The 23,131-nt window shown below is 69.1% G+C and carries 21 protein-coding genes; 10 read left to right on the forward strand and 11 right to left on the reverse strand.

Annotation, left to right across the window (positions count from 1 at the left end; all coding sequences use genetic code 11):
* Positions 1 to 8: 8 nt before the first annotated feature.
* Entirely contained in the window at positions 9 to 917 is a 909-nt protein-coding gene (locus QRN19_RS16605; RefSeq protein ID WP_350224042.1) for an EamA family transporter, read from the reverse strand.
* 119 nt (positions 918 to 1,036) lie between these two features.
* On the opposite strand from QRN19_RS16605, the gene QRN19_RS16610 reads away from it, so the two are divergent.
* Positions 1,037 to 1,918: a LysR family transcriptional regulator gene (locus tag QRN19_RS16610; protein ID WP_079707425.1), complete on the forward strand. Its 882-nt coding sequence runs from the start codon at positions 1,037 to 1,039 to the stop codon at positions 1,916 to 1,918.
* 66 nt (positions 1,919 to 1,984) lie between these two features.
* On the opposite strand, the gene QRN19_RS16615 is transcribed toward QRN19_RS16610, so the two are convergent.
* Positions 1,985 to 3,070 carry a GTP-binding protein gene (locus QRN19_RS16615; protein ID WP_285028293.1) on the reverse strand — a complete coding sequence of 362 codons (1,086 nt, stop codon included), beginning with the start codon at positions 3,068 to 3,070 and terminating at the stop codon, positions 1,985 to 1,987.
* A 93-nt stretch (positions 3,071 to 3,163) separates the two neighbouring features.
* On the opposite strand from QRN19_RS16615, the gene ykgO reads away from it, so the two are divergent.
* Positions 3,164 to 3,286, forward strand: a complete 123-nt coding sequence (gene ykgO, locus QRN19_RS16620) for a type B 50S ribosomal protein L36 (protein ID WP_079707423.1) — start codon at positions 3,164 to 3,166, stop codon at positions 3,284 to 3,286.
* Between the two features lie 3 nt (positions 3,287 to 3,289).
* Here the strand turns inward: ykgO and QRN19_RS16625 are convergent, their stop codons facing one another.
* Complete coding sequence (locus QRN19_RS16625; RefSeq protein ID WP_285028294.1) at positions 3,290 to 3,709, reverse strand: hypothetical protein; 420 nt, start codon at positions 3,707 to 3,709, stop codon at positions 3,290 to 3,292.
* 320 nt (positions 3,710 to 4,029) lie between these two features.
* Between QRN19_RS16625 and QRN19_RS16630 the strand changes: the two genes are divergently transcribed.
* The 5 genes from QRN19_RS16630 to QRN19_RS16650 all read left to right on the forward strand — a co-directional run bounded on the left by QRN19_RS16630 (position 4,030) and on the right by QRN19_RS16650 (position 10,035).
* Positions 4,030 to 5,013, forward strand: coding sequence for an ABC transporter substrate-binding protein (locus tag QRN19_RS16630; protein WP_350224043.1), 984 nt, complete (start codon positions 4,030 to 4,032; stop codon positions 5,011 to 5,013).
* A 96-nt stretch (positions 5,014 to 5,109) separates the two neighbouring features.
* Positions 5,110 to 6,768: a sugar ABC transporter ATP-binding protein gene (locus QRN19_RS16635; RefSeq protein ID WP_285028295.1), complete on the forward strand. Its 1,659-nt coding sequence runs from the start codon at positions 5,110 to 5,112 to the stop codon at positions 6,766 to 6,768.
* Positions 6,765 to 7,796 carry an ABC transporter permease gene (locus QRN19_RS16640; protein ID WP_285028296.1) on the forward strand — a complete coding sequence of 344 codons (1,032 nt, stop codon included), beginning with the start codon at positions 6,765 to 6,767 and terminating at the stop codon, positions 7,794 to 7,796. The genes QRN19_RS16635 and QRN19_RS16640 overlap by 4 nt, the downstream gene beginning before the upstream one ends.
* The gene (yjfF, locus tag QRN19_RS16645; protein WP_285028297.1) at positions 7,793 to 8,860 is read left to right on the forward strand and encodes a galactofuranose ABC transporter, permease protein YjfF; all 1,068 of its coding nucleotides are present in this window, start codon (positions 7,793 to 7,795) and stop codon (positions 8,858 to 8,860) included. The genes QRN19_RS16640 and yjfF overlap by 4 nt, the downstream gene beginning before the upstream one ends.
* Before the next feature lie 101 nt (positions 8,861 to 8,961).
* Positions 8,962 to 10,035 (forward strand): LacI family DNA-binding transcriptional regulator, encoded by a 1,074-nt coding sequence (locus tag QRN19_RS16650; protein WP_285028298.1) that lies wholly within the window; start codon positions 8,962 to 8,964, stop codon positions 10,033 to 10,035.
* 397 nt (positions 10,036 to 10,432) lie between these two features.
* On the opposite strand, the gene QRN19_RS16655 is transcribed toward QRN19_RS16650, so the two are convergent.
* The gene (locus tag QRN19_RS16655; RefSeq protein ID WP_285028299.1) at positions 10,433 to 11,974 is read right to left on the reverse strand and encodes an HNH endonuclease signature motif containing protein; all 1,542 of its coding nucleotides are present in this window, start codon (positions 11,972 to 11,974) and stop codon (positions 10,433 to 10,435) included.
* A 490-nt stretch (positions 11,975 to 12,464) separates the two neighbouring features.
* Between QRN19_RS16655 and QRN19_RS16660 the strand changes: the two genes are divergently transcribed.
* Positions 12,465 to 12,800, forward strand: coding sequence for a nuclear transport factor 2 family protein (locus QRN19_RS16660; protein ID WP_285028300.1), 336 nt, complete (start codon positions 12,465 to 12,467; stop codon positions 12,798 to 12,800).
* Positions 12,801 to 12,835: 35 nt separating this feature from the next.
* Here the strand turns inward: QRN19_RS16660 and QRN19_RS16665 are convergent, their stop codons facing one another.
* Both QRN19_RS16665 and QRN19_RS16670 read right to left on the reverse strand, forming a co-directional pair.
* Positions 12,836 to 13,309 (reverse strand): SRPBCC family protein, encoded by a 474-nt coding sequence (locus QRN19_RS16665; RefSeq protein WP_285028301.1) that lies wholly within the window; start codon positions 13,307 to 13,309, stop codon positions 12,836 to 12,838.
* Positions 13,306 to 13,701 carry an ArsR/SmtB family transcription factor gene (locus QRN19_RS16670; protein WP_502928310.1) on the reverse strand — a complete coding sequence of 132 codons (396 nt, stop codon included), beginning with the start codon at positions 13,699 to 13,701 and terminating at the stop codon, positions 13,306 to 13,308. The genes QRN19_RS16665 and QRN19_RS16670 overlap by 4 nt, the downstream gene beginning before the upstream one ends.
* A gap of 122 nt (positions 13,702 to 13,823) precedes the next feature.
* Between QRN19_RS16670 and QRN19_RS16675 the strand changes: the two genes are divergently transcribed.
* Positions 13,824 to 14,426: a hypothetical protein gene (locus QRN19_RS16675; RefSeq protein WP_285028302.1), complete on the forward strand. Its 603-nt coding sequence runs from the start codon at positions 13,824 to 13,826 to the stop codon at positions 14,424 to 14,426.
* A 24-nt stretch (positions 14,427 to 14,450) separates the two neighbouring features.
* On the opposite strand, the gene QRN19_RS16680 is transcribed toward QRN19_RS16675, so the two are convergent.
* The gene (locus QRN19_RS16680) at positions 14,451 to 15,152 is read right to left on the reverse strand and encodes a BMP family ABC transporter substrate-binding protein (protein ID WP_285028303.1); all 702 of its coding nucleotides are present in this window, start codon (positions 15,150 to 15,152) and stop codon (positions 14,451 to 14,453) included.
* Positions 15,153 to 15,271: 119 nt separating this feature from the next.
* Positions 15,272 to 17,659, reverse strand: coding sequence for an immunoglobulin-like domain-containing protein (locus QRN19_RS16685; protein ID WP_285028304.1), 2,388 nt, complete (start codon positions 17,657 to 17,659; stop codon positions 15,272 to 15,274).
* Positions 17,660 to 17,901: 242 nt separating this feature from the next.
* Between QRN19_RS16685 and QRN19_RS16690 the strand changes: the two genes are divergently transcribed.
* On the forward strand, positions 17,902 to 18,552 hold the full coding sequence (locus QRN19_RS16690; protein ID WP_285028305.1) for a GntR family transcriptional regulator: 651 nt from the start codon (positions 17,902 to 17,904) through the stop codon (positions 18,550 to 18,552).
* A 60-nt stretch (positions 18,553 to 18,612) separates the two neighbouring features.
* On the opposite strand, the gene QRN19_RS16695 is transcribed toward QRN19_RS16690, so the two are convergent.
* The 3 genes from QRN19_RS16695 to QRN19_RS16705 form a co-directional block, all read right to left on the reverse strand.
* Entirely contained in the window at positions 18,613 to 19,863 is a 1,251-nt protein-coding gene (locus tag QRN19_RS16695) for an APC family permease (protein ID WP_285028306.1), read from the reverse strand.
* 43 nt (positions 19,864 to 19,906) lie between these two features.
* Entirely contained in the window at positions 19,907 to 21,907 is a 2,001-nt protein-coding gene (locus QRN19_RS16700; RefSeq protein ID WP_285028307.1) for an ABC1 kinase family protein, read from the reverse strand.
* Between the two features lie 160 nt (positions 21,908 to 22,067).
* Positions 22,068 to 23,048 carry a hypothetical protein gene (locus QRN19_RS16705; RefSeq protein WP_285028308.1) on the reverse strand — a complete coding sequence of 327 codons (981 nt, stop codon included), beginning with the start codon at positions 23,046 to 23,048 and terminating at the stop codon, positions 22,068 to 22,070.
* Between the last annotated feature and the right edge of the window lie 83 nt (positions 23,049 to 23,131).

Here is a 23,131-nt window from a genome sequence, read left to right on the forward strand (position 1 = left end):
GCTGAGGTTCAGCTCGGCGCGATGCTCGGCTGCACCTCCGGTGCACGACCGCGCCGGGCCGAGAGCACGGCGCCGATGCCGGCACCGACCACGCAGACGATGCCGAGCCACTGCGGTGTCGTGAGCTGCTGACCGAGTACGAGGAGTCCGGCGATCGCGGCGATGGCCGGGGCCGAGGCGAGCAGGATCGAGAACGTCGCTGCGCTGAGTCGGCGGAGGGCGACGAACTCCAGCGCATACGGCACGGCCGACGAGAGTGCGGCGACGCCCAGGCCGAGCAGGAGGATGACGGGGTTGAACAGGGCGGTGCCGGCGGTCGTGGCAGCGAGCGGGATGGTCACCAGGGCGCCGATCGCGGCGGCGATCGCCAGACCGTTCAAGCCGGGGAACTCCGCGCCCGTCCGCGCCGACAGCAGGATGTAACCGATCCAGAGGGCGCCGGCGGCGAGTGCGAGGACGACGCCGAGCGGATCGAGCGCAGCGGTCGGTCCGCTGTGGAGGAGCACCCCGCCGAGGAGGAGGACGCCGACGAGGGCGACGCCCGCCCAGAGCGCGCTCGTCCATCGACGACCCGCGACGACGCTGAGCGCCAGCGGGCCGAGGATCTCGAGGGTCACCGCCGGGCCGAGCGGGATGCGGTCCAGTGCCAGGTAGAAGCAGACGTTCATCGCGGCGAGGACAAGCCCGAAACCGATCGCCGATCGCCAGGCGCTCCTCGGGTGTCCGCGAAGGGCCGGGCGGGCGACGGCCAGCAGGATGACGGCGGCGAACACGAGGCGCAGCGTCACCATGCCGATCGGACCGACCTGCGGGAAGAGCGTGACCGCGATCGACGCGCCGAGCTCCTGGCACACGAGTCCGGCCAGGACGAGGAGGGCGCCGGTCGCCGCCTGGCTCGGTCGCGGACTGCGGATCACTGCACCACGCTAGCGCGCCCCGGTCGCCGCGCTGCATCCGGTCACCGAGCGCCACCCCCGGTCACCGAGCTTGTCGAGGTGCGCCCCAGCCGGGCTCGCCGGTGCGGCATCATGAGGGCATGAGGATCGACGAACTCGCGTACCTTCGGGCGCTCGCCGAAGACGGTCACGTCCCGTACGCCGCTGAGGCGCTCGGCATCTCCCAGTCGACGCTCACGCGGGCGATCGGCCGGCTCGAGGCGGACGCCGGTGTCGAGTTGTTCGACCGTCACCGCAGTCGGCTCGAACTCAATCGCTACGGCGAGATCCTCCTCGTGCACGCGCTCCGGGCGCAGACCGAGCTCGACAACGCGCAGTCGCGGATCGACGAGCTCCGCGACCCCTCGGCCGGCCTCGTGTCCATCGCCTACGTGTCATCCCTCGGCGGCTGGCTCATCCCGCGCATCGTGAGCGAGTACCGCCAGCTGTTGCCGGACATCCGGTTCGTCCTCGACGGTGGGAAGGCCGACAGCGTGCTGGACGCGCTCCGCTCCGGCTCGGCCGACGTCGCCTTCCTCAGCCCGGAACCGCGTGATCCGGACATCGAGTGGCGTCCGCTCACCTCCGAGCGGCTCGCGCTGGGTGTGCCGGTCGGGCACGCGCTCGCCGATCGGACGTCGTTGGCGGCGTCCGACCTCGAGCAGACGGAGTTCCTCGCGATGACGACGGACTCGGGGCTCCGGCAGATCGCGGACGCCTACTTCGCGAGGCACGGCGTCGTGCCGCGGGTGACGATGGAGGTGTCCGAGCTGTCGACGCTCCGGGGTCTCGTGCGCGCCGGGGTCGGGATCGCGGTCCTTCCCGATTCCACGAGCATGGAGGGCGTCGTGCTCGTCCCGCTCGACGACGAGGCGGTCCGGGTGATCGGCGTCGCCACCAGCCGTGCCCGGGCGGTGTCGCCCGCCGTCGAGCAGTTCGTGCGGTTCGTCCGCGAGGAGTGGGTGAGCGCGCGGATCCACTGAGTCGCCCAAACCTGCACGAAATCGACCGAGATCCGAACCGTTTCGGGCAGTTGACGGGCCCGCTGCTCAGTGTTCGTGGGTGGTGCTCCATGGCGTGAAGGCGTCCGGGTAGTGCGCCCACGCCGCTGGCCCGGCGAGGAGTTCCTCGTCCGTCAGGGTGCAGGCGTGCAGGGCGGCGGTGATGGCGACCTCGTCGAGGTCGATCCCGGTGACGACGAGCTCCTGACCGAGCGGTGCGCCGGGGTCGTTCGTCTCGAACGACGTGGGTTCCAGATCGATCATCGAGCCGACGTGCTGCAGCACCCCGACGCGGGAGGCGCGCGTCGCGAGGACGAGGAACCCCGCCGTACGGAGGACCTGTCCGAACCGCCCCGCCTCGATCGGTCCGTCGAAGCAGGCGAGGAGTCGTTCCGGGTGCATCGGTCGGGGGCTGTCGAACCGCAGGGTGGTCACGCGGTCGTGATCCACCCAGGGCCGGTGCTCGCCGTTCAGCATCGCGATCCACCCGGGGGACGTGCTGAAGCGGTCCAGTTCGAAGGGGGAGTCGCGGTAGCGGGCGAGCGGCTCACGGGTGCTCACGGTGGCCGGAGCGCCGGGTGTGGCGCGCGGTCGGGCCGCGACCGGCTCGACCATCCGCGTCAGCGCCGTCGGGTTCAGATGGCTGAGGAGGGCGAGGAGCACCGCGAGTCGTTCGTGCGTCACGCCGCGTCGACCTGCGACGGCGATGGTGTCCGCATACTCGAGCTGCTCCACGGTGATCATCGATCGTGCGGTGTACGCCGTGTCGCCGTCCTCGTCGTGGGTGACGTACTCGTCGTCCTGGAGGTCGTGCAGGAGATGGGCTGCGTCGACGACGGTCACGACGGCGTCCAGGACGGCCGTGTCGCGGTGCCCGAGGACGGCGGAGACCGCGTCGACGGGACGGACCGTGCTCCCGCAATCGAGGACGAGATGCCGGGGAGCGAGCGGGTGTCGTACGACGGCGTCGATGGCGTCGTCGATGTCGGGGTGGGCGCTCTCGTTGTCATCCTGCCGCTCGATCGTGACGAGCGCCGCGGATCGTCCGGCGATCTGTCGGGCCACGGTGCGACGCTCCGGCGGGCAAGCGCCGAGGACGAGCGTCACGGTCAGCGGGATGCGAGGCGTGGTCACGGCGGGTGCTCCTGGTCGATGGGGTGCTACAGTGCGTTCTGTTGAGAACCGTTCTCAACAAGGTAGCACGCATCGTGATCACAGGAGGTCGCCATGAAGGTCCGCGCATCACTCAAGTCGCTCAAGGACAAGCCGGGGTCGCAGATCGTCCGCCGCCGTGGCCGGGTGTTCGTCATCAACAAGCAGAACCCGCGGTGGAAGGGTCGCCAGGGCTGAGTGTCAGCCGCGCACCACGTTCACGACGATGGTGACGACACCCAGTGCGCCGATGACGTACGCCCAGAAGCGGACGGGGATGAAGAAGAGCGTGGAGCTCGGACGGCTGTAGAGCTGCTCGCCGGTCTGCGGGTGGCGCACGGGGACGGCCTCCTGCTTCACGGTGATGCCGTGCTCGTTGACGTACGGCTGCGCGAGCGGCTGCCAGACGACGACCGGCCGCGGTGCGTCCAGCTTCGCCAGCGCGAACTTCCCGAAGGCCCAGCATGCGACGGCGCCGAGCAGGAACCCGATGCCGACGAACACCCCGGACTGCGCCGATCCGCCGTCGGGTGAGACGATCGCCTTGAGGAGGAAGCCTGCGCCCACGGAGAGCCCGAAGATCAGGAAGACGACGATGCCCCAGCGGGTCCAGATGATCATGTGTGCTCCTCTTCGGGTGTCGGTCGCGACGCGCAGCTGAACGCGCTGTGCCCGCGCGACCGGCGGTTCGTCCATCACGGTACCGAGGTCGGGTGGCCGTCGGCGATGGGCACCACTCCCCATCTGCGGAGTGTTATCGCTCACAACGTTGTCGTGGCGCGGGGAGTCGTCGCAATGCCACGTGACCATTTCGTGACCAATCATCCTTGTGTGGCGAGAATTGTGAGCGCTAACATCAACCAGGCCAGAACGAACTGGTCCCCGGCACCCGCACCACAGCACCCTGGAGCACGCCGGTTCGCTGAACAAGGAGGTTCATTGTGAACAAGAAGATTCTGGGCGGAGCCCTGGCCGGCGCCATGCTGCTGGCGCTCGTCGGCTGTGCATCGGGCGGCGACGATTCCGCTGGAGGCGCGAAGGACCCGTCGGACATCGTCGTCGGATTCGCGCAGGTCGGTGCGGAGAGCGGTTGGCGCACGGCCAACACGAAGGACATCCAGTCCGCGTTCAAGGATGCCGGCATCGAGCTGAAGTTCTCCGACGCGCAGCAGAAGCAGGAGAACCAGATCAAGGCGATCCGCTCCTACATCTCGCAGCAGGTCGACGTCATCGCCTTCTCGCCGGTCGTCGAGTCCGGCTGGGACGCGGTCCTCAAGGAGGCGAAGGACGCCGGCATTCCTGTCGTCCTCACCGACCGGGCCGTGGACTCCAAGGACGACAGCCTGTACGAGAGCTTCCTCGGCTCCGACTTCGTGCTCGAGGGGCAGAAGGCCGGCGAATGGCTCGTGAACGAGTACAAGGACACGACCGAGCCGGTCAAGATCATGCAGCTCGAGGGCACGACCGGTGCCGCTCCGGCGATCGACCGGGCCGAGGGCTTCGCCGAGGCCATCAAGGACGACGGCAAGTTCGAGGTCGTCGCATCGCAGACGGGCGACTTCACGCGGGCCGGCGGCAAGCAGGTCACCGAGGCGCTCCTGAAGTCCAACCCGGACGTCGACGTGATCTACGCGCACAACGACGACATGGGCCTCGGCGCGATCGAAGCCGTCGAGGCGGCCGGTCTGAAGCCGGGCACCGACATCAAGATCATCACCGTCGACGCGGTGAAGGACGGCATGCAGGCGCTCGCCGACGGCAAGATCAACTACATCGTGGAGTGCTCGCCGCTCCTCGGGAACCAGCTCGTCGACGTGGTCAAGAAGGTCGTCGCCGGTGAGCCGGTCGAGAAGCGGATCCTCACGGAGGAGACGACGTTCGACCAGGAGCAGGCCAAGGCGGCACTGCCCGATCGCAAGTACTAGGCACCACGCCACCGGACACCGGCCGACCGCTCATCCGATCGGTCGGTGTCCGGCACCCCGCGACGACCAGACCCGCCTCGACGAAGAGAGCGCACCATGACCACTGTGCCGAGCACGCAGTCGACCCCGCACACCGCGACGATCACGCCCGTCGTCGACATGGCGGACATCTCCATCACCTTCCCGGGCGTGAAGGCGCTCGACGGCGTCGACTTCCGGATGTACCCGGGCGAGGTCCACTCGCTCATGGGCGAGAACGGCGCTGGCAAGTCGACGCTCATCAAAGCCCTGACGGGCGTCTACCAGATCGACTCCGGCACCATCACCCTCGAGGGCCGCTCCGTCTCGTTCAGCGGCACGGCGCAGGCCCAGGCGGCCGGTATCAGCACGGTGTACCAGGAGGTCAACCTCCTCACGAACCTCAGCGTCGCCGAGAACATCATGCTCGGCCGTGAGCCACGACGCTTCGGCGGCATCGACTGGCGGGCGATGCGCCGCCGGTCGGCCGAGCTGTTGACCCGCGTGAACCTCGACATCGACCCGGGTTCGCTGCTCGGGTCCCATTCCCTCGCCGTGCAGCAGCTCGTCGCCATCGCCCGTGCCATCGACATCAACGCGCGCGTCCTCATCCTCGATGAACCGACCTCCAGCCTCGACGTCGACGAGGTGCAGGAGTTGTTCCGCATCATCCAGACGCTCAAGGCCGACGGGGTCGCGATCCTGTTCGTCTCCCACTTCCTCGACCAGGTCTATGAGATCTCCGACCGACTGACAGTGCTCCGCAACGGCAAGCTCGTCGGTGAGTACCGCACGGAGGAGATCCTCCGCATCGAGCTCGTGCAGAAGATGATCGGCAAGGAGCTGACGATCCTCGACGACCTCGAACAACGCGCGAAGTCCACGACGGCCGAGAACGGCGACGACGAGGAGACGCCCTTCGTGCTCGCCACGGGCCTCGGACGGAAGGGCTCCATCGAACCCGTGGACCTGCGCGTGTACGAGGGTGAGGTCGTCGGGCTCGCCGGTCTCCTCGGTTCCGGTCGCACCGAACTCGCCAGATTGCTGGCCGGCGTCGATCGTTCCGACTCCGGTGAGCTGCAGGTGACCGGCAAGCCGACGCGGTTCCGCAACCCGCGCCAGGCGCTCCGCGACCGCGTCGTCTACTCGAGCGAGAACCGGCGCACGGAGGGGATCGTCGACGAACTGTCGATCCGCGACAACATCGCCCTCGCGCTGCAGGCCGACCGAGGATGGTTCCGCCCGATCCCCAAGCGTCGTCTCGACGAACTCGCGGACAGCTACATCACCGCCCTCAACATCCGTCCGGCGAACCCGGATGCGCTCGTCAAGAACCTCTCCGGCGGCAATCAGCAGAAGGTCCTCCTGGCACGGTGGCTCGCGATCGCGCCGCGCCTGCTCATCCTCGACGAGCCGACCCGCGGCATCGACGTCGGGGCGAAGGCCGAGATCCAGAAGCTCGTCGCCAACCTCGCCGACAACGGGATGAGCGTCATCTACATCTCGGCGGAGCTCGAGGAGGTCCTACGGCTGAGCCACCGGATCGCCGTGATGCGCGACCGGAAGCTCGTCGCCGACCTGCCCAACGAAGGGCTCACCACCGACACGTTGCTCGCGATCATCGCCGACGGCTCACAGGAGGAACCCACCGCCGAGGTCGACGTCGACACCGGCCCCGACCCCTTCGGGCCGGACCTCCCGGAGCGCCCCGCCATCGACCAGGAGACGACCCGATGAACCTCCTCGCCCACCGCCTGTTCTGGCCCATCGCCATGCTCGTGGCACTGCTGCTCGTGAACCTGATCGCGTTCCCGGGGTTCTTCGCCCTGCAGGTCCGAGACGGTCACCTGTTCGGTAGCCTCATCGACATCCTCCGGAACGGTTCGCCGACGATGATCATCGCGGTCGGCATGACGCTCGTGATCGCCACCCGCGGCATCGACCTGTCCGTCGGTGCGGTCTGCGCGATCTCCGGTGCCGTCGCCTGCTCGATCATCCTCGGGGCTCCAGACCCGGACAACCTCGGCACGGTCCTCGTGGCCGTCGTCGTCGCGATCCTCGTGTCGCTCGTCCTCGGCGTCTGGAACGGCTTCCTCATCGCCGTACTCGGCATCCAGCCCATCATCGGTACGCTCATCCTCATGACCGCCGGACGTGGCGTCGCGATGCTCATCACCGAAGGCCAGATCCTGACGATCCGCAGCGATCCGTTCAAATGGCTCGGCTCCGGCTTCATCCTCGGACTGCCGGTGTCGGTCGTCATCGCGGCGGTGATCCTGGCGCTCGCCGCGATCATCACCCGGCGGACCGCCCTCGGGCTCTTCATCGAGTCGGTGGGCATCAACCCGGAAGCCAGCAGGCTCGCCGGTGTGCGGTCGAAGAGCCTCCTGATCGGCGTCTACGTGTTCACCGCCTTCTGTGCGGCGATCGCCGGCCTGATCATGACGAGCAACCAGACCTCGGCCGACGCGAACAACACCGGCCTGTTCATCGAACTCGACGCGATCCTCGCGGTGGTCATCGGCGGCACCTCACTCGCCGGTGGTCGGTACTCCCTCTTCGGAACGCTCATCGGAGCCCTGGTCATCCAGACCCTCGTCACCACCGTCTACACGGTCGGTATCCCGCCGATCACGACCATGGTGTTCAAGGCGGCGGTCGTCACCGCCGTCTGCCTGCTGCAGTCGCCGCGTACCGCTCAGGCGATCGCGGGCTGGCGCCGGAGAGCGAACCGCACGAGCCCGAAGGAGGTGGTGGCGTCATGACCGCGACCCGTCAGGAACCGAAGCTGCGCCGACCGGTCGACGGTCGACCCAGCCGTCCGGGTCGGCCCGGCCGAACCGCCGCGGGTGGACCACTCGCCCTCGTCCGCGACGTCTTCACGAACCCGAAGTACGGGCCGGTGCTCGTCACGGCGATCCTTCTGGTGCTCATGTTCGTCGTCGGTGCGTCGCGATACCGCGGGTTCACGAACCCGCAGATCGTGTTCAACCTGTTCATCGACAACGCGTACCTCATCGTGCTCGCGGTCGGCATGACCTTCGTGATCCTCACCGGTGGCATCGACCTGTCGGTCGGTGCGGTGCTCGCGATGTCGACGATGATCACGGCGAAGCTGCTCGAGGCCGGTTGGCCGCCGGCGGTGATCATCCCACTCATCCTGGTGATCACCTCCACCCTCGGCCTGCTCGTCGGGTTGATGATCCATCGGTTCAAGATCCAACCGTTCATCGCGACCCTCGCGGCGATGTTCCTCGCCCGTGGCCTCTGCTACGTCATCAGCAACACGACGATCACCATCACCGATCCGCTGTTCGTGGACCTCGCTAACACCCGCATCCCGCTCGGTGGGCGGTTGAGCATCACCTGGAGTGTCGTCGTCGCGGTGGTCGTCGTGATCGCGGCCGTGCTCGTGCTGCAGTTCACGCGGCTCGGGCGGACGGTGTACGCGATCGGTGGGAGCGAGCAGTCCGGCAACCTGATGGGTCTGCCGGTCGCCCGCACAAAGGTACTCGTCTACGTCATCAGCGGCTTCTGCTCGGGGCTGGCGGGGATCCTGTTCACCTTCTATACGCTCTCCGGCTACGCGCTCACCGCGATCGGGACCGAGCTCGATGCGATCGCCGCGGTGGTGATCGGCGGGACCCTGCTCACCGGCGGGTACGGCTACGTGCTCGGTTCGGTGCTGGGGGTGCTCGTGCTCGGCACCATCCAGACGCTGATCACCTTCGACGGCAATCTCACGTCGTGGTGGACGAAGATCTTCATCGGTGCGCTACTGCTCGTGTTCATCATCCTGCAGAAGGTGCTCACCTCGAGACGGACTTGAGCGACGGGAGGTCGGCGCCGTCGCGGCGACCTCCCGGACAGCCAGATAATCTTCTCTGAGAGCGACGTGCGGAAGCCGTCAGGTGGGAGCCGGCAGGACTGGTGGGTAACGACGACGAGAAGGCACGGGTCGCGAACATCTTCGATGTGGCGCGCCTCGCCGGGGTCTCGCACCAGACCGTGTCCAGGGTGCTCAACGAGTTGCCGAACGTGCGACCGGCGACGCGGCAGCGGGTCGAGCAGGCGATCAAGCAGTTGCGGTACACGCCCTCGCAGGCTGCGCGGGCACTCGTCACCCGCCGTTCGCGGACGATCGGCCTCATCACGACCGGGGGGCCGGACTACGGGCCGTCGAGTACGGCGCTCGGCTTCAACGAGGCAGCACGGGACGCCCGATACGCGGTGAGTATGGCGAGCATGCTCGAGTCGGATCCGGCTTCGCTGCGGCAGGCCGTCGAGTTGTTGCTGCGGCAGAACGTGGAGGCGATCGTGCTCATCGCGGCGCATCGCGGGGCGCTCGACGCGGTGCGCGGGATCGAGCTCGGGGTGCCGCTCGTCGCGGTCGAGTCGAGTCGTCGGGACGGGTTCCACAGTGTCTCGATCGACCAGTACCAGGGGGCGCGGATCCTCGTCGACCACCTCGTCGGGTTGGGCCATCGCCGTATCGCGCATCTCGCGGGCCCGGCGGATTCGGTGGACGCGTTGGAGCGGGTGCGGGGGTGGCGGGATGCGCTGTCCGAGCACGGGCTCGTCGCCCGCGAGCCGTTGGTGGGCGACTGGACGCCGGCGAGCGGGTTTCGACTCGGGCGGGAGCTCGTGGCGGACTTCAGGGTCGATCGCGGGGACGGCGGCGCTGGGCGGTCCGGTGGTCGGGTCGGCGAATCGTTCACGGCCGTGTTCGCGGCGAACGACCAGATGGCGCTCGGCATGATCCATGCGCTGTCGGAGCGCCGCCTGCGGGTGCCGGGCGACGTGAGCGTCGTCGGGTTCGACGACATCCCGGAGGCCGAGCATTTCGCGCCGCCGCTGACGACGATGCGGCAGGACTTCCCGGAGCTCGGGCGGACGATCATGTCGACGCTGCTCGAGGTGCTGAGTGATGCGGACTCCGTCGGCGTGGTGCGTTCGGTGCCGCAGCTCGTCGTGCGGGAGTCGACGGCGGCCCCGAGCGCTTGAGCTGAACTCTTCCCGTCCCTCGAGCTGGCGCCCTGCGCCGAGGTAGCGGCCCAGGTCTTCGAGGCGGTGTCCCCGCCCCCTGAGCAGGTGTCCCCGGTCCCTGAGCCTGTCGAAGGTCAGGTGGTCGCTCGTGTGCCGACAGGCTCAGGGACCGGGATGGCCGGTCTGTCGAAGACAGCGTCATTCCCTGACGTGTCTGGGTGTGCTGGGTCCCCGTTTCGGTCCCTGAGCTTGTCGAAGGGTGGTGGTTGTCCGTGTGCCCTTCGACAGGCTCAGGGACCGTGGGGTCGGGTTCTCGGCTCTGGCGCCGGTGGCCGGTGGCTGGGGCGCGCGGTGGTTCCTGTGTCGGTCCCTGAGCTTGTCGAAGGGTGTGTGCAGGCAGAGGGGTGCCCCGGGTTCAGGCGGCGAGGTGGATTCGTCCGCCTCGGATGGGGGTTCGGTGGCGGTCGATGTGGCTGGGTGGGATGAACCAGGGGATGCCGTTCTGGATGGTGATGGTCCAGTGGTCGTCGTGGATGCGGTGGTGGTGGAAGGGGCAGAGGAGTACCCCGTTGTCGAGGTTGGTGGGTCCGCCTTGGGACCACCATCGGATGTGGTGGGCTTCGGTGAAGGATGGTGGGTGGGTGCAGCCGGTCCAGGCGCAGCCGCCGTCGCGTTCGGCGAGGGCGAGTTTCTGGGCGCGGGTGAAGAGGCGGGTGCTGGTGCCGAGGTCGAGGACTTGGGAGGGGCCGTTGAGGATCATGGGGATGAGGTTGGCGTCGGCGGCGAGGCGGCGGAGGGCGCCAGGGCCGATGGGTTCGTCGATGCCGTCGATGGTGGCGGTGCCGAGGCCGGTTTGCAGGGTGTCGTGGTCGGTGCGGATGATGACGGTGACGGGGGTGAGTTCGGTGGCGGCGGCGCTGCAGCCGGCCAGGTGTCGGAAGGTCTCGGTGAGGGCGATGGCGCGTCGTCGGTCGATGGGGATGAGGGTGGGCCCGTCGGGCATCGGGGTGCCGGATCCGTCGGGTTGCTCGGCGGGGTCGGCCGTGTCGGGGTGGATGAAGTGGGGACGGCGGGTGGTGGCTGCGATGAGGGCGTCGAGGCCGGCGCGGATGAAGGCGGCGCTTTCGGGGGCGAGTTCGGCGCGGAGGAGGGTCATGCCGGTGGGGAGTTCGTGGATGGTGCAGCGTTCGGCTCGGCGGAGGAGTTCGTCGCGGGGTTCGCGGCCGTCTTGGTCGAGGCGGGTGCGGACGAGTTTCGCGATGCGGGTGACGTCCTGCAGGGGTGCATGGGCGGCGTGCTCGATGGCGATGACCGATGCGGCTTGCAGTTCGGGTTTGGTGCAGATGCGGCCCGCGTTGCGGAGCTCGCGGACGATGACCGCAGCACCATCGACGCTGAGGGGTGATCGGGGGCTGCCGAGCGTGCCGTGGTCGTGTGGATCACCTTCGGCCACGGCGGAGCGGGGATCGGCGGTGGGATCGGTTGTGCCGTCGAGAACGTGGGTCGGTTCGGTGTCGTCGTCGGGTTCGGGCGTCGGTTCGAGGGCGGCGGCGATCTCGGGGAACGGGCATTCCTCCAACTCGCCGAGCAGCCCGCGCGGTTGGGTGATGGCGGCACCGACCTCGGCGATCGCCGCGCCGCGGGCGCGGGAGACGCGCCACCGTTCGGCGACCATGACGCCCGGGTTGGCGTAGCCGGCGGCGCGCACGAGGGTGCCGTCGCGGCCACTGGGCGACGGCCGCAACGCGATCGCGCCGACGACGCGGGCCGCGAGGACCTCGACCGCATGCTGCACGGCACCGAGTTCGTCGAGGACCCGCAGGATCGCCTCGTCGTTCATGTTCTCGAGCTGCTCCGCGACACCGGAACCTGAACGGATCGCGTCGAGCGCACCCTGCCACACCGCATTGAACCCGGCCGCGGCGGCGGCGAGCGGGCTTGGTGCGGTGCTGGTCATGGATCCATCCAAACACGGACCACTGACATTCGAACGCACGCCGAATCAGCCTTTGATCTGGTTATTTATCCGACAGGTGACGTCCGCTCGGGGCGCCCTTCGACAGGCTCAGGGACCGGCGGTGACACGGTCGCGGAGTCCGTGGAGGTGCGGTGGGGTAGGTCGCTCGGGGTGCCCTTCGACAGGCTCAGGGATCGGCGGTGATGCGGTCGTGGAGTCCGTGGAGGTGCGGTGGGGAAGGTCCCTCAGGGCGCCCTTCGACAGGCTCAGGGGTCGGCGTGACGCGCCGTGGGAAGGTCGCTCGTGGCCGCTTCGAGAGGCTCAGGGAGCGAGGTTCGGCGGTTCTCGAGGAACGGGGCGGGAGATTCCCGCGGGTCGCACGATCGGTGCAGAGACTGAGACGCCGGCGATCGGCCCTTGAGCTTGTCGAAGGGCCCCACGCGGACACCTTCCCCGACCGCAGCGCCAGGCCCGCGCGTAGGATCACCGCATGCGTCCATCGGCGATCGACACGGTTCTGGCGTTCATGCGGGCGTTCCGCGAGCAGGATCGGGCTGCCGCCGAGGCGCTCATGCACGAGGACTTCGTCTTCACGAGCCCGCAGGACGACCACATCGACCGAGCGGCGTGGCTCAAGCGCTGCTTCCCGAGTGCCGACCATTTCGACACTCCGGGCGTGACGCTCCAGATCGTCGAGACCGACGGCATCGTCCTCCACCGCTACGAGTACGTCGTACAAGGGAAGACGTACCGCAACCTGGAAGCGACTCGTGTCGTCGCCGGCACCGTCCGGGAGGTCGAGGTCTACTTCGGTGGCGCTGTCTGACGGGTCTCCGCCGATTCGCCCGGCAGGTCCGCGACTCAGTGGGCGAGCAGCGCGTCGAGCCGTTCGAACCCCTCGACGACGCCGCGCTCCATCCCGTTCTCGATCATGCCGTCGCGTCCTTCGATGCTCGGGAACACACTCCATCCCGACACGCGCGTGCGGCCGTCGCCGAGGTCTGAGAACCGCATCGTCTCGAGGCTCACCTCGTCCGGCATGCCCTCCCATTCGAACGTCTGGATGATGAGCTCATCGGGCCGCACCCGGTGGAAGACGCCGGTGAAGGCGTACTCGTTCCCCTCCGGATCGGCGTGGACGTAGCGGTAGCGGCCGCCGGTCGTGAGGTCGTAGGCGTCGATCCGCATCTCGTAGCCGTTCGGGCCGTTCCACCTGCGGACGAGGTCCGGGTCGGCGTAGGCGTTGAAGACGGCGGCGATCGGGGCGTCGAAATCGCGGACGATCTCGATGAAGGGTGTGCCCTCAGGTGCGGTGATGGTCACGGGACTGGTCATGATTCCTGCTCCTCTGCGGCGAGGTGGTGTGGTGGTGTCGGTCGCTCCGGCGTCGACGTCGACGCCAAGAGCGTGTCCAGCCGGCGGAAGCGCTGCTCATGGTCGAGGCGGTAGTGGTCGATCCAACCGGTGAGCCGCGCGAGCATGGCGGGCGCGAGATGGACGGGTCGGCGCTGGGCGTCTCTCGTCCGGGTCACGAGGCCGGCCGTCTCCAAGACCTGGATGTGCTTGGACACCGCCTGCACCGTGATCGAGAACGGCTCCGCCAGCTCGTTGACCGTCGCTGGTCCACGACTCAGGCGGGCGATCATGCGCCGCCGGATCGGATCCGCCAGCGCGAGGAACGCTCGGTCGAGCAGTGGTTCGTCCTGCTCGATCTCCTGTTCGCCCACGTCGTCCGATCCGATCTATATTCAACTGTACAATTGAATACGACTCTAGAGTGGTCGGTCGAGATCCGTCAAGGTTCGTGCTGCCCATCGGGCCGAATGACTCGCTCTGACAGGATTGAGTCATGCGCATCACTTCTCGTCGAACGACCCTGGCCGCAGCTCTCGCGGTCGCTGCCCTCGCCCTCGCCGGTTGCTCCGCCGGCTCATCGTCGGACGCCGACCGCGCCTCCGCCTCACCGACACCGTCGGTGTCGCAGCCGCCGAGCACACCGGTGCAGGAGCAGACGCTCACCGACGCCGTCGACGGCACGAAGGTGACCGCCCTCGCGATGGTCGACGACTTCCCGGCGCCTGCAGGCACCACCGATGGCCTGCGTCCGATGCTCGTCCAGGTCCGACTCGAAGCCGGCGACGAGTACGGCGGGAGCGTCTTCCCTCATCGCGTCTCGGTCACCACCCGTGCCGTCAACCTCGATTACGTGACACTCGGCCTCGGCACGCCCGAAGAGTTGAAGGCGCCGATGGCGTCGGCCGGCTACTCGCTCCTGCAGGCGACACCGGCCGGCGAGACGGCGACCGGCTGGATCGGCGCCTGGGTCCGCACCGACGAGACCGAGTTCGACCTCGTCTACGACCGCCCGGAGGGCAAGGTCATCGGCGGCAGCAAGAGCGGCGAGGTCGTGCCGCCGAGCCGTGACATCGTCCCGCTCATTCCGCAGGACTAGCCGGACCATCGAGCTGACGAGGCCTCACAGCAGGACGAGTACGCCGCCCGTCGTGTCCTCGAGGAGCGCGGCGAGGCCCGCCTGGAAGGCGTCGCCCGCACGCTGAGCCACCTCGGGCATGCCGTTCGGCGCCGTCCGTGGTTCGTCGGCCCGCCGAGCGGACGCACCCGGCCAGACCACCGCGGTGACGTTCACCGTCGGTTCGGGCAACTGCGCACCGACGACGAGGAACTGCCGCCCGAGGTTCGACGCCGACGAACGGTCCGCCGCATCGAGCAGCTCGGGGCCGAGGACGACGACGAGATCCGGCGCGTCGGCCAGCACGTCCGCGAAGGGATCGCCGGAACCGGACGCACCGGGAGACACCGTCGCCGTGCGAACCGTGGCAGAAGTCGCACGTGAGCGGATCGCGTCCACCGCGGCGTCGAGCTCGGGGTCGGTGCCAGGTGCCACGGCGGTCACGATCACGACGGTGAACCCGGCCGGCGCGACCGCGGTCGACCACGTCGTCGGGTCGGGCGTGCTCGATGCTCCCGGCACCGGCTGCGTGACCGCGTTCGGGCCGACCGGTGCCCTGGGCGTGCCGGTCGCGTCCGCCACCGACCCCGTGACGTCGCTCGCGGCTGGACCCGTGCACGCGGTGAGGGCGATGGTGAGCGCGACTGCGGCGGTGACCGCCGAGACGGAACCGACCGTTCGCCGGTCGGATGTGCGGAACAGTGGCATACAGGATCCGATCACGGGATGAGTGGTTGGTCCAGCCGGGGCCGGACGACGGGAACGCGGGCGTCCCCGTCGTCCGCTCGCTGACGAGCACGGGCGACGAGGACGCCTGCGGGGTTGCGTCAGCCCTCGCGACGCGCGCGGGCGCGACGCTGCAGCAGCGTCAGCGCGCCGCCCAACAGGAGCATGAACGCGATCGCGACGATCCCGCCGATCTCCGCGCCCGTGTTCGCGAGCGGGTCGGAGCCGGATGCGACCGGAGCCGGGGATCCCGCCCCGGTACCGCCCCCCGCACCAGGCGTGCCGGGCACGGCGGGAGCCGCGGTGACCGTGACCGTGCGGCTCGCCGTCGCCGTGTTGCCGGCGGCGTCGGACACCGCGTAGCTCAACGCGTATGTGCCCGGCGTCGTCGTGTCGACGGAGCCCGAGACGGTGATCGCCGCCGTCAGGTCGCCGTCACGCGCATCCGAGGCGGTGACGCCGGCGAGCGCGTCGAAAGTCGCGCCCTGCTCGACCGTGGTCTCGGCCTCGGGGAGCACGAGGCTCGGCGCGGCCGTGTCCTCACGCTGGAGGGTGACCTCGTCGACGACGCTGTTCACGGCCGCCCGAGCAGCACTGTTGGCTTCGCTTCGGAGCGTCGTGATCGTGATGGAGTCGTCGGTCACCGTGATGTTCGAGTAGTTGCGCGTGTACTCCTGGTTGATGACCGAGGCGAACCAGGCGTCAGGCGCCTTCACGTCGTAGTACTTCGACCCGCTCGCGGAGTTGGCCGTGACGTAGAGGACCTCGCCCGCCCCGGCGGTGACCGTGCCCTGCGCGGCGGTCTCATCCGGGTTCGCGAGCTCGCCGTCCTTGATGAGGTAGCTGCGGGTGTAGCTGTGGTCGTGCCCCTGCAGGACGAGGTCGACACCGAGGTCGGAGATGATCGACGGCAGCTTCGCCCGCATGTCCACGATCTGCGTATCGTTCGTGTGCGCCGCCACCGAGTAGATGGAGTGGTGGAACGCGAGCACCTTCCACTTCGCGGTCGCGCCCTGCTCGGCGACGACCTGCTCGAGGAACGCGGCGTGCGAGTCGTAGTCGCTGCTGTTCGAGTTGATCACCATGAACAGGACGTCCTTGTAGGAGAACCAGTAGTCGCCGCCTGAGGAGGTGCCGGAGGTCGCCGCGCCGGCGGTGGGGTCCAGGTTCGGCACGTTGTAGTGCTGCTCGTAGGCCTTCGAACCGACGTCGTGGTTGCCGTTGACGGGCACGAGCGGCATGGTACGCAGCTGCTCGGGCGCGAGGAAGGCGTCGTAGTGGTCCTCGTTGCCGGCGCGCTCGACCTGGTCGCCCGCTGAGAACAGCAGTTCCGCATCGGGGTAAGCGGCCTGTGCGACGTTCAGGGTGTCGGCCCAGCCGGCCTGGTCGTTCGCGACGTTCCCGGAGGCACCGATCTGCGGGTCCCCGACGAAGAGGAAGTCGTAGTCACCGGAGAAGGACTTCGTCGTGAACGCCGAGACCTCCGACCAGCCGTTGTCGTCACTACCGACCCGATAGACATAACCGGTGCTCTCGGCGAGTCCCGTGATCGTCGCGAAGCGGTTGAACTCACCACTCGTCGTGACGCCGCCGACACCCGGCACGTTCACCGCCGACGCCTCGGGGAAGGCGTCACCGGTCATCGCGGACGCCGGTGCGACCTGGGCGACCTGGGCCACATCACGGTCGCTGTACCAGGTGATGCCGCGTTCGCTCTCATCGGCGCCGATCGTGAGGACGACGTCGGAGATGGAGACGGGTTCGTCAGCGGCGACCGGGGCGAGCGAGGTCAGGTCGAAGTAGATGTCCGAGCTCGTGGCCCGGTCCTGGTAGAGCGCGACCGCGACGGTGTTCTCGCCCGCGACGAGCGCGCTCGCCGGGACGGTGAACGCGGAGGTGAGCGGATCGCCGTTGCTGGCGCCCGCGTACATCTGGTTGCGTGATGCCTCGGGCGCCGCCTCGACCTGCTCGTCGACGAAGCCGGCGACCTTGGTGCCGTTCACGAAGACCTGCACGGCGTCGTCGTACACGATGCTGCCCTGGAGGCTGTCGAGTCCGTCGAGCTGCTCACCGGTCAGCTCGAAGTCCGAACGGAAGTGGTACGTCGGCACATCGGGTGCCGCGCTGCCGTCGATGTACTGGTTGAGCAGGGTCTTCGCGGTGTAGGGGCCGATGCCGGTCGCGCGACCGTTCTTCGCGCCGAAGCTGCCGTTCGCGGTCTTCCAGGCGCTGTCGTCGAAGCCGCCCTGCGTCCAGACCAGGCGATCGGTGGAACCGGCGGCCGGGTCGCTCGCGTCGTCGGAGTAGCTCCAAACGGTCGACGCGGTGTCGAGGAAGGTGTCGGGGTACGAGGCCGCCTGCGCCGGTGCGGCGGCGGTGGTGCCGACGCCCGCGAGGAGCACGAGCGCTCCGAGGGTACCGCCGGTGAGTCGCGTCGCGCGGTGTCGCGAGCGGTGGCGCGTGTCAGTCGCGCCGGTGATGTCATTCACGCAGATCTCCAGTGTTCTTCCGAGGTGCGAGCATCGCCCGCACCGCCGAGCGAATCGCAACGCTCGGCAGCCGATCACGGTACGGAGACCGGATGAATGCGCGGTTGCGGGCGGACGACCCCGCGGTGACCGAACGGTGACCCCGCCCGCCAGGTGTCGTCCAATCACGCGTCAACCCCGGGCGGATCCGCTGATATTCGGTACGCTGATGGCATAGCATTCGCCGACGAAGGAGATCCCGCATGCCCGTGCCCTCAGCCAACCCGCCCGTCGAGCGTCGTTCACTCCGCGAGGTCGCCGTCGAGCGCATCCGCACGGCCATCTTCGACGGCACCCTCGAGCCGGGCGAGCACCTCAACGACGGCGAACTGCAGTCGTGGCTCGGGATCTCCCGCACGCCGATCCGCGAGGCCCTCAACGACCTCGCCCGTGTCGGCCTCATCGAGATGGCGGCCCAGCGGTACACCCGTGTCGCTTTGCCGGACCCGGCACAGCGCACCGAGGTCATGCAGACGCTGGGCGCGATGCTCGGCGGTATCGTCCGCGTCACGGTACCCGGACTCGGCGCGACGCAGAAGAAGGCGCTCGTCCGCGCGATCAACCAGGTGATCGTGGTCGTCGAGCAGCGCGACATCGCCGAGCACGGGCGACTCAGCTGGGAACTCTTCGACGCGTTCATCACCGCCTGCCCGAACGCCACGCTCGTCGCGGCGACCAAGGACATCATCGACGGCCTCACCTACCGGTCCTCCGCGACGCGCACCGAGGAGAACACCGACTGGGCTGCCAAGGAACAGGGCTACCCGGCGCTCCGTGAGGCGGTCGAAGCCGGCGACGCGATCGCCGCCGAACTGGCCGTCGAGAACATCTTCCGCCTCTCCGCGCAGCTGTAGCCGGTCGGCCCTTCGACACGCGGATCCTGAGCGTGTCGACGGGGAGGGACCAGGAGACGGTCACCGAGCCTGTCGAGGTGCCAGTACCGCCCGCCCGGCGAACCCGAGGAGCACGACCACCGTGCCCACGACGACCGACGTCGGCGGCAGGGTGAACATGAGGACGACACAGCCGACGGCGCCGAACACACTCACTGCGCGCGGGTACCGACGGTGTTCGCGCGTCTGCCGGAGCGCCGCGACGTTGGCGACCACGTAGTAGAGCAGGACGCCGAACGAGGAGAAGCCGATCGCGCTCCGGAGGTCGACGAGCAGCACCAGCAGGATGACGACCGCGCCGACGAGCAGCTCCGCGCGGTAGGGCGTCGCGAAGCGCGGGTGCACCGCATCGAGCACTCTCGGCAGGTCGCCGGTCCTCGCCATCGCGAAGGCGGTCCGGCCGATGCCCGCGAACACGGCGAGGAGCGCCCCCAGACAGGCCCCCGCCGCCCCGAGCCGGACCAGGGTCGCAGCCCACGGCCAGCCGTTCGTCTCCACCACCGCGGCGAGGGGTCGCGCGCTGGACGCGAGGCCGTCCGCGCCGAGCGTGAGCAGTGACACGACCGCGACGGCCGCGTAGACGACCACCGCGACGGCGAACGCGATCCCGATGGCGCGCGGGATCGTCCTGGCCGGGTCGCGGACCTCCTCGCCGAGGGTCGCGATCCGCGCGTACCCGGCGAAGGCGAAGAACAGTAGCCCCGCGGACTGCAGTACGGCGAGCGGGCTGGCGTCGAACCCGAGCGGCGCGACTCCCGTCGAACCAGCGTCCGGCCCGACGACACCTGAACCGACGACCACGGCGAGCACCAGGAGGACGGCCACCACGATCACCCGGGTCGCGGTCGCGGTGCGGGTGACCCCGAGACAGTTGGTCACGACGACCAGGGCGACCGCGAGCGCGGCGACCGGACGACTCCACTCGGCAGGTGCCGCATACGCGGCGAAGGCGACCGCCATGGCTGCGGCGCTCGCCGTCTTGCCCACCGCGAAGCTCCAACCGGCGGCGAAGCCCCACCACGGCCCGATGAGTTCGCGTCCGTAGCGATAGGTGCCGCCGGCCGACGGGAGCTGTGCGGCGAGCTGCGCCGACGACATCGCATTGCAGCAGGCGACGACCGCGGCGATGACGAGCCCGATGAGGAGTGCAGCACCGGCGACCTGCGCCGCGGGCTGGAATACCGCGAAGACGCCGGCGCCCATCATCGAGCCCAGGCCGATGAACACCGCGGCGCTCGTGCCGAGGCGTCGCTGCAGTCGGGGATCGCTCACCCGATCACGGTAGTGCCGTCAGGTGAACAGCCGGGTGGTCCGCTCACCGACCCCGGCGGACGACGGTCTGCCGCAGAACGCGCAACAGACCGAGGAAGCCGAGGAACCCGATGAACGCCGCGATCAGGTCGAACACCCGCAGGCCGCCGGGGAGGACCGGTCCGGCGCCCGTGACGACGAGGACGACGGCGATCACCAGGGCGGCGATCGAGATCAGGGTTCCGACGATCTCAGCGGTCACGCCCTCCACGAGCCCCTTGGCCGGTTCATCGGCGAAGCCCTTCAGCGTCACGCCGACCGTCCCGTCTTCGAGCCCGGACAGCAGCGAGTCGAGTCGACGTGGAAGGTTGCGGGCCAGTGCGGCGGTGACCGCGGCCTGCGCCTGCAGCGTGACGGCCGTCTGCCGGACCGACCGCGAGCGGCGGAGCAGGCGCGGGACCATCGGGAGCGCCTGTTCGAACATGTCGAAGTCGGGGTCGAGCGCTTTGAGGCACCCCTCGAGCGTTGCGAAGCTGCGGAACGCGGCGGCGAGGTCGCCGGGGAGCGCGATGTGGTGCTGCCGGATGACGTCGAGGAGTCGGCTGAAGATCGAGCCGTCGCCACCCGGCCGGTGGCGCTCGGTCGTGATGACGATGCCCACGTCGTGGCGCAGCGCGTCGAGATCGGCGTCCTCCGGCAGGTCGACGATGAGGAGGAGGGCGTCGGTCGCCGCGATGTCGTCCTCGCTGACGGTCGCGAGCATCACCGCGGTGAGTCGCTGCCGCTGGCTGCGTTCGATGACGCCGACGGCCCCGAAGTCGATCAGCCCGAGCGAGCCGTCCTCGCGGAGGATGACGTTGCCCGGGTGGAGGTCGGCGTGGAAGACGCCGTGCACGAGGATCTGTTCGAGCACGACCTCCATGAGGCCGGTCGCGAGGGTCTCGCGTTCCTCTTTGGGGATGGTCGCGATCCGGTCCCGCGCTCGACTGAGGGGCAAACCGTCGACGAGGTCCATGGTGAGCAGACGGGCACCGGAGGCCGCCGGGTAGACACGTGGCACCGTGATCCGGACGCCCTCGTCGCGCTCCTCACGGCGCTTCAAGGTGCTGCGGATCATCTCCACGTTGCGGGCTTCGATCCGGTAGTCGAGCTCTTCGAGCAGCGTCGAGGTGAAGGCGCGCGCGACGGAGGCGAGGCGGAGGTCCTGCCCGAACTTGGTGTGCGTCTCAGCGCGCTCGGCGAGGCGGACGACGATGTCGGCGTCGGCCTCGACCTGCACCCGGGCGGCGGGTCGCTGGACCTTCACGACCACGGGGGTGCCGTCGAGCAGCTCGGCGGTGTGCACCTGGGCGACGGACGCAGCGGCGAGCGGTTCGGAGTCGATCGACGCGAACACGGTGTCGATCGGTGCGCCGAGTTCGGTCTCGATGACGACCTGCACTTCGTGCCAGGGCAGGGTGGTCGCCTCGGACTGCAGCGATGCGAGGGCGCTGAGGTAGGGCTCGGGGACGAGGTCGCGTCTCGTCGAGAGCACCTGTCCGAGCTTCACGAAGGTGACGCCGGAGTCGTTGATCGTTGCGATGATCGCGTTGGCGCGCTGCTCGCTCGTGGTGAGTTCGAGCTGGACACGGGACCGGCCGTGCACGAGCCAGCCGGCACCGTGCCGTGACGCGATGGCGAGGATCTGCAGATATCGCCTCGTCCGTCGCCGTCGTTTGATCGCGGAGCGGACGACGTCGATCGGGTTCATCAACGGGCGGGTGGGGATGATGACCTCGATGGCGACGAGGACGCCGAGCCCGAGGGCGAAGATCCAGCCGATCGCGAGGAGCGCGACGGCGATCGCCGCGAAGGCTGCACGGGCGTCCCCGGACTCACCCGGCTGGACCAGGCCGGTCTGCTGCAGCAGCCAGTTCACGAAGGGCGGGCCGGTGACGAACACGACGAGCCCCACCAGGATGCTGCGCGGCCATCCCACCGGGGCGTCGAGCACGCGGCGGGCGGCGAATCCGAGGAGGAGCGCCGACACGACCGCCAGCACGATGGTGAGTGCGTCAGTCAGCATCCGGCATCCCCTCGTCCGTCGAGCGGTCGTCTCGCCCCGACCGCCAGCGTATCCGGACTGGCTGAGCGAGCGCGAGCGGTGGTGCGCTCACCGAGAGCGCACAAGACGCTCTCAAACGCAGTCTGAGCGAGCATCTTCTGCACTCTCGCCGGGTGAAGCATCACTCGAGGGCGTCGCGTTGTCGGATGAGTTCCTGCAGGTGCTCGTCACGGCGGTCGGCGTCCGCCCTGACCATCGCGCGGAGCGATGCGTCGTAGACCGATGCCGCCTGCTCCGTCGTGGTCCCGAGCACTGCCGCGATGCGCTCCATCGCCTCGTCGTCCGACACCGCGCTCCCGATCACCTCGGCGATCTCGGGCCAGGACTGATGGGCACCGACTTGCAGCTGCTCTGCTTCGATCTCTCGATCGAAGGCTCGGCGCTGACTCGCGGGATCTGCCCGGTGGCGGTCACGCTTGGCGACCTGACGCGCCACCAGCTCAGCGGTCAGCTCGACCCGGAGCGGCTCGGCGAGGCGCAGGCCGAGTTCGACGACCACGACCTGCAGGTCGTAGGGGCCGGGCCGCAGTGACGTCGGGTCCGACGGCGGTTGCAGCTGCACGGGGACACGGGCGTACTCCCCGGGGTCGAGCGGGACGGCACGGCCCGCCGCGGAACCCATCCACCCGAAGGAGAACCCGGTCTCGCCAGGAGCGGTGAGCGCGCCGACGGCGAAGAACCCCTCATCGGTGGGCGTCCATCTGGTGGTGCCCGCGTTGACGATGTCGATGACGAGCTCGATCGGGTCGGCGATCTCCTCGACGAACGGCGGCCACCGCAGCACCAAGCCCTGTCGGCGCTCGGCTCGGCTCGGTCGCACGTCCAGCGTGTCCGGGTGCACGCGCACGACCGGAGACAGCTCTCCCGGATGCACCTGCGCGACGCGCCAGGTCCGGTGGTCCGCGTCGACCGGCGAACCGAGATACACCGCGCCGCCCTCCAACCGGCGGAGCACCCGCCAACCAGCCGCCGGTGCCTCGGCGGTGGTGGTCTCGTCGACGCCACAGGCCAGTTCCTCCGCCAGCTCCGAGAGTGTCGTGCCGTCGCCGGTGAGTTCGTCGCCGTCGACCTCGAGGTCCCCGATCCGCGGTGCAGTGTCCATGGAAGCCATGCCCGATGGTCTCACGACGGTGCCGTCTCACGAGAGCGCAGCAGACGCGCTTCCAGGGCGGATGTGAGCGCATC

It is taken from the genome of Plantibacter sp. ME-Dv--P-122b (genome assembly GCF_030209375.1).
GTDB lineage: Bacteria > Actinomycetota > Actinomycetes > Actinomycetales > Microbacteriaceae > Plantibacter.

Bases quoted from the DNA above. Each gene is read 5' to 3' on its own strand.
- QRN19_RS16610 (WP_079707425.1), top strand. From the start codon at position 1,037: ATGAGGATCGACGAACTCGCGTACCTTCGGGCGCTCGCCGAAGACGGT.
- ykgO (WP_079707423.1), top strand. From the start codon at position 3,164: ATGAAGGTCCGCGCATCACTCAAGTCGCTCAAGGACAAGCCGGGGTCG.
- QRN19_RS16625 (WP_285028294.1), bottom strand. From the start codon at position 3,709: ATGATCATCTGGACCCGCTGGGGCATCGTCGTCTTCCTGATCTTCGGG.
- QRN19_RS16635 (WP_285028295.1), top strand. From the start codon at position 5,110: ATGACCACTGTGCCGAGCACGCAGTCGACCCCGCACACCGCGACGATC.
- QRN19_RS16640 (WP_285028296.1), top strand. From the start codon at position 6,765: ATGAACCTCCTCGCCCACCGCCTGTTCTGGCCCATCGCCATGCTCGTG.
- yjfF (WP_285028297.1), top strand. From the start codon at position 7,793: ATGACCGCGACCCGTCAGGAACCGAAGCTGCGCCGACCGGTCGACGGT.
- QRN19_RS16655 (WP_285028299.1), bottom strand. From the start codon at position 11,974: ATGACCAGCACCGCACCAAGCCCGCTCGCCGCCGCCGCGGCCGGGTTC.
- QRN19_RS16660 (WP_285028300.1), top strand. From the start codon at position 12,465: ATGCGTCCATCGGCGATCGACACGGTTCTGGCGTTCATGCGGGCGTTC.
- QRN19_RS16665 (WP_285028301.1), bottom strand. From the start codon at position 13,309: ATGACCAGTCCCGTGACCATCACCGCACCTGAGGGCACACCCTTCATC.
- QRN19_RS16675 (WP_285028302.1), top strand. From the start codon at position 13,824: ATGCGCATCACTTCTCGTCGAACGACCCTGGCCGCAGCTCTCGCGGTC.
- QRN19_RS16680 (WP_285028303.1), bottom strand. From the start codon at position 15,152: ATGCCACTGTTCCGCACATCCGACCGGCGAACGGTCGGTTCCGTCTCG.
- QRN19_RS16690 (WP_285028305.1), top strand. From the start codon at position 17,902: ATGCCCGTGCCCTCAGCCAACCCGCCCGTCGAGCGTCGTTCACTCCGC.
- QRN19_RS16700 (WP_285028307.1), bottom strand. From the start codon at position 21,907: ATGCTGACTGACGCACTCACCATCGTGCTGGCGGTCGTGTCGGCGCTC.
- QRN19_RS16705 (WP_285028308.1), bottom strand. From the start codon at position 23,048: ATGGACACTGCACCGCGGATCGGGGACCTCGAGGTCGACGGCGACGAA.